The sequence below is a fragment of the Extensimonas soli genome (assembly GCF_029211265.1).
In the GTDB taxonomy this organism is placed as follows: Bacteria; Pseudomonadota; Gammaproteobacteria; order Burkholderiales; family Burkholderiaceae_C; genus Extensimonas; species Extensimonas soli.
Map to the genome: position 1 here is coordinate 1 of NZ_JARGEL010000020.1, position 5,508 is coordinate 5,508.

Annotated in this window: 4 protein-coding genes and 1 pseudogene; 1 reads left to right on the forward strand and 4 read right to left on the reverse strand. The window is 67.7% G+C overall.

Annotated elements, in window-relative coordinates; all coding sequences use genetic code 11:
* A partial coding sequence (locus PYV55_RS16290; RefSeq protein WP_345803593.1) for a transposase occupies window positions 1-514 on the reverse strand: 514 nt, incomplete at its 3' end.
* Window positions 515-565: 51 nt separating this feature from the next.
* Here PYV55_RS16290 and PYV55_RS16325 point away from each other — a divergent pair.
* Window positions 566-799, forward strand: a pseudogene (locus PYV55_RS16325) (helix-turn-helix transcriptional regulator); the annotation flags it as partial.
* 221 nt (window positions 800-1,020) lie between these two features.
* Here PYV55_RS16325 and PYV55_RS09410 read toward each other — a convergent pair.
* Genes PYV55_RS09410 through PYV55_RS09420 form a run of 3 tightly spaced genes read right to left on the reverse strand, consistent with a single transcriptional unit; the run spans window position 1,021 to window position 5,086 of the window.
* Entirely contained in the window at window positions 1,021-3,312 is a 2,292-nt protein-coding gene (locus tag PYV55_RS09410; RefSeq protein WP_275850438.1) for a xanthine dehydrogenase family protein molybdopterin-binding subunit, read from the reverse strand.
* The gene (locus tag PYV55_RS09415) at window positions 3,309-3,779 is read right to left on the reverse strand and encodes a (2Fe-2S)-binding protein (RefSeq protein ID WP_275850439.1); all 471 of its coding nucleotides are present in this window, start codon (window positions 3,777-3,779) and stop codon (window positions 3,309-3,311) included. The genes PYV55_RS09410 and PYV55_RS09415 overlap by 4 nt, the downstream gene beginning before the upstream one ends.
* Window positions 3,776-5,086 carry a c-type cytochrome gene (locus PYV55_RS09420; RefSeq protein WP_275850441.1) on the reverse strand — a complete coding sequence of 437 codons (1,311 nt, stop codon included), beginning with the start codon at window positions 5,084-5,086 and terminating at the stop codon, window positions 3,776-3,778. The genes PYV55_RS09415 and PYV55_RS09420 overlap by 4 nt, the downstream gene beginning before the upstream one ends.
* Between the last annotated feature and the right edge of the window lie 422 nt (window positions 5,087-5,508).

Sequence of the window (5,508 nt, forward strand, 5' to 3'; positions counted from 1 at the left end):
GTTGCGCAGAGGTGGGGGCACGGGCGCGGCGCAGGCGCGGCTTGCGCCGCGGGGGCTCGACGTTCGCGTCGTACACGCCGTCGAGCCACAGCATGTGGAAGTGAATGTTTAGATTCAGCGCGCTGCCGAAGCGCTGGATCAGCGTCACCGCGCCGCATTGCGCGCTGGCGCGGTCGACGCCAGCTTGATCGGCTAACCAGCTGGCGATCACACGATGCACGATACCCAGCACCGGCCCGATGGCGTCGGGTTTGCTGGCGAACAGGAAGCGCAAGGGGTACGGAAAGCTCAGCACCCATTGCCGCACCGGCCGCGGGCCGAACACCTCGTCCACCAGATGCCGCGCCGACTCGGCCATGCGCCGTGCGCCGCAGCTCGGGCACAGCCCGCGCTTCTTGAGCGTGCGCTCGGGACGGTGAGGCGCATAGCGAGCCGTGGGCAGATGCGCTGCCGGCGACGTTGCGTGCGCCACGGCATCCTGCAGCTGCGACACGGTCGCGGCGAAGCGCGGCACGAAACACTCCGGTGCAGGGAATGGCTGCTCAGGCTTGCGCCCGCCCCGGCNTGTGTCAGCCGCGCGCACTTCGCGCGCCTGTTCCGCATCAGTACCGGCACCAGCCCGATGGCCTACCTGCTGCGCCTGCGCATCGAGCACGCCAAGCAACTGCTGTTGCAGGGCAACCATCACGTCTCCGACATCGCGGCGAGCCTGGGCTTTTGCGACCAGAGCCATTTCTCGCGCGTGTTCCGGCGCATGACCGGCTTCACGCCGCGCGAGTACGGGCGCGTGCATGGTTGATGGAAACTTGGAATCACCCCTTCCAAGATCTTGATCTCATTTCACGGATCAACGCGGATCAGGCGAAAGCATTTGCCACGAAGGAACACGGACAAATGCGGTGAGTCCGAACCGGGTAGCCTGCAATGAGCGCAGCGAATTGCGGGACTGAAAACTTCCACCAACGCAGATCCCGCAATTCGCTGCGCTCATTGCAGGCTACAGAGCTTGATCCATCTGGCTCAGTTGCCCTTTAACGCCTTCAGCACCGCCTCGGGCCGGATCGGTATGTGCCGCAGCCGCGCGCCGACCGCGGCGAAGATCGCATTGGCTATCGCCGGCCCGACAACCGTGGTGCCGGGCTCGCCGAGGCCGACCGGGGCTTCGGTGCTCTTGATGAACTCGATGTCCATCTCCGGTACGTCGCGGATGCGCAGCGGCGTGTAAGTGTTGAGGTTGGTGTCGCGCACCTCGCCGTTGTGGAACTCGGTGCCTTCGTGCAGCGCCATGCTCGCGCCCCACAGCGCCGCGCCCTCGGTCTGCGCCAGTGCGCCGTCGGGATGGACGATGGTGCCGGCGTCGATCACCAGCGTGAGTTTTTCCACCTTCACCACGCCGGTTGAGCGATCCACTTTCACCCGCGCGACGCAGGCGCCCCAGGTCGGCATGTCGCGCTCCTGGCCGAAGCTGGTCGCGATGCCGAGGCCGCTGTCCTTCGGCAGGCTGCCGCCCCACCCTGCCTTCTCGGCGGCGCGCCTGAGCACCTGCGCCTGCCGCGCGGCGCCGCCGACCGCACTCGGCGCGCCGCCGGCGTTCTTGCCCTGCGCGTCGAGCAGGCTCAAGCGAAACGCCAGCGGATCGACGCCGATGGAATGCGCGGCCTCGTCGAGGAAGCTTTCCAGTGCCCAGTTGGTCCAGCCCGGCCCGACCGAGCGCAGCCAGCCCGGACGGAAGGTCTGGTTCGCAAGGTCGTTGCAGATCGCGCGCACGCGATGCGCGCCGACCGTGTACCAGTGATCGGCACCGGCGATCGAGAACGGATCGTAAGGCTGGTCGTTCTTGCCCTTGGGCATGAAGAACGGCGCCATCGCCAGCGTCGGCCAGCCGGCGGCGGCGTGGTGTTCCATCGCCGTCACCTTGTTGTCTGCGCCGAAGGCGATGCGCAGGCGCTGCACCGAGGGCGAGCGCGGCGAGTCGAAGCGGATATCGTCGGCGCGCGTGAACACCAGCTTCACCGGCTTGCCCAGCGCCTGCGAGGCCAGCGCCGCCGGCACCGCGTAATCGCCGTTGAGCCTGCGGCCGAAGCCGCCGCCGAGCAGGTAGGTGCGCATCACCACCTTGCTCTCCGGCACTTTCAGCGCCGCGGCCAGGGTCGGCAGGATCAGCGACTGCCACTGGTTGCCGGTGTGGATTTCCCAGATGCCGTCCTTCTCGAACGCCAGCGCGTTGACCGGCTCCAGCTGGAAGTGCAGCACGGTCGCAGTCGTATAGTCCTGCTGCAGCGTCGATTTCGCCGCCGCGAACGCCGCCTCGACGCCTTCGTCGGCGACCACCAGCGAGCCGCCTTCGGCACTGTCGATCAGCTTCGTCGCGTGCGCCTGCAGCACCTGCTCCGACACCGTCGCCGCCTCGCCCGTGGACCAGCTGACCTTGACCAGCTCGGCCGCGCGGTTCGCCGAATGAAAGCTGTCCGCATAGACCACGACCCAGCCCGGCACGGTGCCGGAAGGATCGTCCAGCGCGACGCTCTTGATGTAGCCCTTGACCGGTTTCGCCGCGGTGTCGTCGATCGCGGTGACGGTGCAGCCGTAGCGCGTCGGCGGCAGCTTCGGCCGCGCATAGACCATGCCGGCGACTTCGGCGTCGATGCCGTAGCGCGCCGCGCCGGTGGTCTTGTCGGGTATGTCGATCGCCTTCGCCGGCTCGCCGATCAGGCGCCGTTCCACCGCCGGCTTCAGCGGCATCGCCTTCAGCTGCTCGGCGGTGTAGACACGGGAGAGATCGCCGCGCCGCACGATCTCGGCGTAACCGATCGACCTGCCGCCGCCGCTGACGACGCTGTTGCGCGCGGTGCACGAAGCGACCGGTACGCGCAGCAGCTTGGCGCCTTCCTCGATCAGCGCGATGCGGCCGGCGGCGCCGGCCTGGCTCAGATAGCCGAAGCTCTGCCACACCGACCAGCTGCCGCCGGTCACCATCAGGCCCCACTTGGGATCGGTGTCGACGTAGTTGAGACGCACCGAGGCCCAGTCGGCTTCCAGCTCGTCGGCGACGATGCGCGCGAGTGCGGTGCCGACGTGCTGGCCCATTTCGGCACGGATGATGTTGACGCCGACGATGCCGTCGCGGTCGATGTCGAACCAGATCGTCGGCTCGAAGGCGCGCGCAGCGACCGCCGCCGCGGGATCGGCGACGACCAGGCCCGGCCGCAGGAAGGCCAGCGTGAAGCCGGCACCGGCGGCGCCGATGAGAAAGCCGCGGCGCGTGATCGTGCCCGGCTGTGCCGCGTCTGCATGTTTGGCGAACGTGCTCATGAGGCCGCTCCGCGCATTTCCTGCGCCGCGATTCGGATCGCCTTGCGGATGCGCGCATACGCCATGCAGCGGCAGAGGTTGCCGCTCATCACCGCGTCGATGTCGGCATCGCTGGGATCGGGATAGTCCTTGAGCAAGGTCGCCGCCTGCATGATCTGGCCCGACTGACAGTAGCCGCACTGCGGCGTCTGCGTTTCCACCCAGGCTTTCTGCAGCGGATGCTGGCCGGCCGGATCGAGCCCTTCGATCGTCGTGATCGAGGCGCCAGCGACCGCCGCCAGTGGCGTGATGCAGGAACGCGCGGCGCGGCCATTGATGTGCACGGTGCAGGCGCCGCACATGCCGATGCCGCAGCCGAACTTGGTGCCCTTGTAACCGATGACGTCGCGGATCACCCACAGCAGCGGCATGTCCTGCTCTGCGTCGACCGACAGCGGCTGGCCATTGATGTTGAACGAGGTACTCACTGTTCCGCTCCGGCAGGCTGCGTTCTGAGTTTCGCCACCGTCGACGGCAGCGCGTTCCACGCCGGCTGGTCGCTGCGGCTGCGGCGCAGGTAGGCGGCAAGATTGGCGATGTCGGCATCGCTGAGCGAGGCTGCGAAGCCCGGCATGTAGAGACCGGGCAGGCCTTCGCCGTCGCCGATGCCGTGCAGCACGATGTGGATGAAGTTGGACGGGTCCGGCCCGGTGACGGTGCTGCTCAGCGCCAGCTCCGGCCGCGGCGCCAGCGGCTGCGCGCCACCGTTGTAGTGGCAGGACGCGCAGGCGGCGCGATACAGCGCGGCGCCGGCATCGATCTCCTCGCTGGCATCGGCGCGGCTGCGCGCCATCGCCTGCGTCAGCGCCTCGGCAGACGCCGCAGTCCTGGCAGCGGAGCCGTTGAGATCGGCGAAGTACAGCGCGACCGCGCGCACGTCCTCGTCCGGCAGCTTCGCCAGGCCCGCATGCACCACGTCCGACATCGTGCCGGCGGCGACGCCGTGCAGCGTCGAGCCGCCGGTACGCAGGTAGGCGTAGAGATCATCCTGCGTCCACGGCATCGGCGAGGTGCTCGCCGCATTCAACGCGGGCGCCCACCAGGCCTTGATCGAAGCGCCGGCATAGGCGAGATGCCGTTTCTCCGCGCCCAGACTGTTGCGCGGCGTGTGGCAGGCGCCGCAGTGGCCGAGTCCTTCGGCGAGATAGGCGCCGCGGTTCCACTCCTCGCCCTTGTCCGCCCTCGCCTCGTACACGCCCTTGTGCAGGTCGAAGAACAGCAGCTTCCAGCCGGCCTGCAGCAGGCGGATGTTCAGCGGGAACGGAATCGTGTTGGCCGGCGCCTCGGCGCTGACCGCGGCGCGCGTCATGAAGTAGGCGTAGAGCGCGTCAAGATCCTCGTCGCGAACCTTGGTGAAGTGGTCGTAGGGAAACGCCGGCAGCAGGTGAGAGCCATCGCGCGCCACGCCCTCGCGCATCGCGCGCACGAAAGCCTCGCGCGACCAGCGCCCGATGCCGGTGTCGGCATCGGGCGTGATGTTGGTGCTGTAGACGGTGCCGAAGCCGGTTTCCATCGCCAGGCCGCCGGCATAGGCGGCACCGCCCGGCGCGGTGTGGCAGCTGGCGCAGTTGCCGGCACCGGCGAGCTGCTCGCCCCTCGCAACCAGCGCTGCGGCGAAACCCGCCGCTGGCGGTGGATCGACCGGCGCAATCGCAGGCTTCCACGCCAGCGCGAAGAATCCGACGGCGCCGATGACGATCAGCGCGATCAGGACAAGCAATATACGTTTGGCCAAATCAGATCTCCCGATTTGTGCGAGCGGGCTGGCGGTCCCGTGACCGGCTGGCGACTCGACGCCCGGACTTTACTCTTGCGGGCGGCGCGAATCCACGAACGATTTCAGTAACGCAGTTTCGCCGCGGTTTCAGCCATCACGCGGCCTTGAGAATGAATATACGTGTTCGTACCCGGCGCCATGATCATAGCGAAACAAAAAAAGCACGCTGATACCAACGGCGGCACGCAAATGCAATTTTTTGCCATGCGGACTGCGCAAGATCCGGCCACGAGCGTCAACCCGCAGCCAGCCAGAGATCCCATGAAGAAACTCACGGGTATAGGAAGTTCAACCGCCCTTTTTGGCGAGTCTGGCGGGTAGGAAGCGGCCACGCAAGCGCCGCTTTGGGCACAGATCGGGCACAGATCGGGGGTTCATGC

Coding starts and splice junctions, on each gene's coding strand:
- PYV55_RS09410 (WP_275850438.1), bottom strand. CDS start 3,312: ATGAGCACGTTCGCCAAACATGCAGACGCGGCACAGCCGGGCACGATC.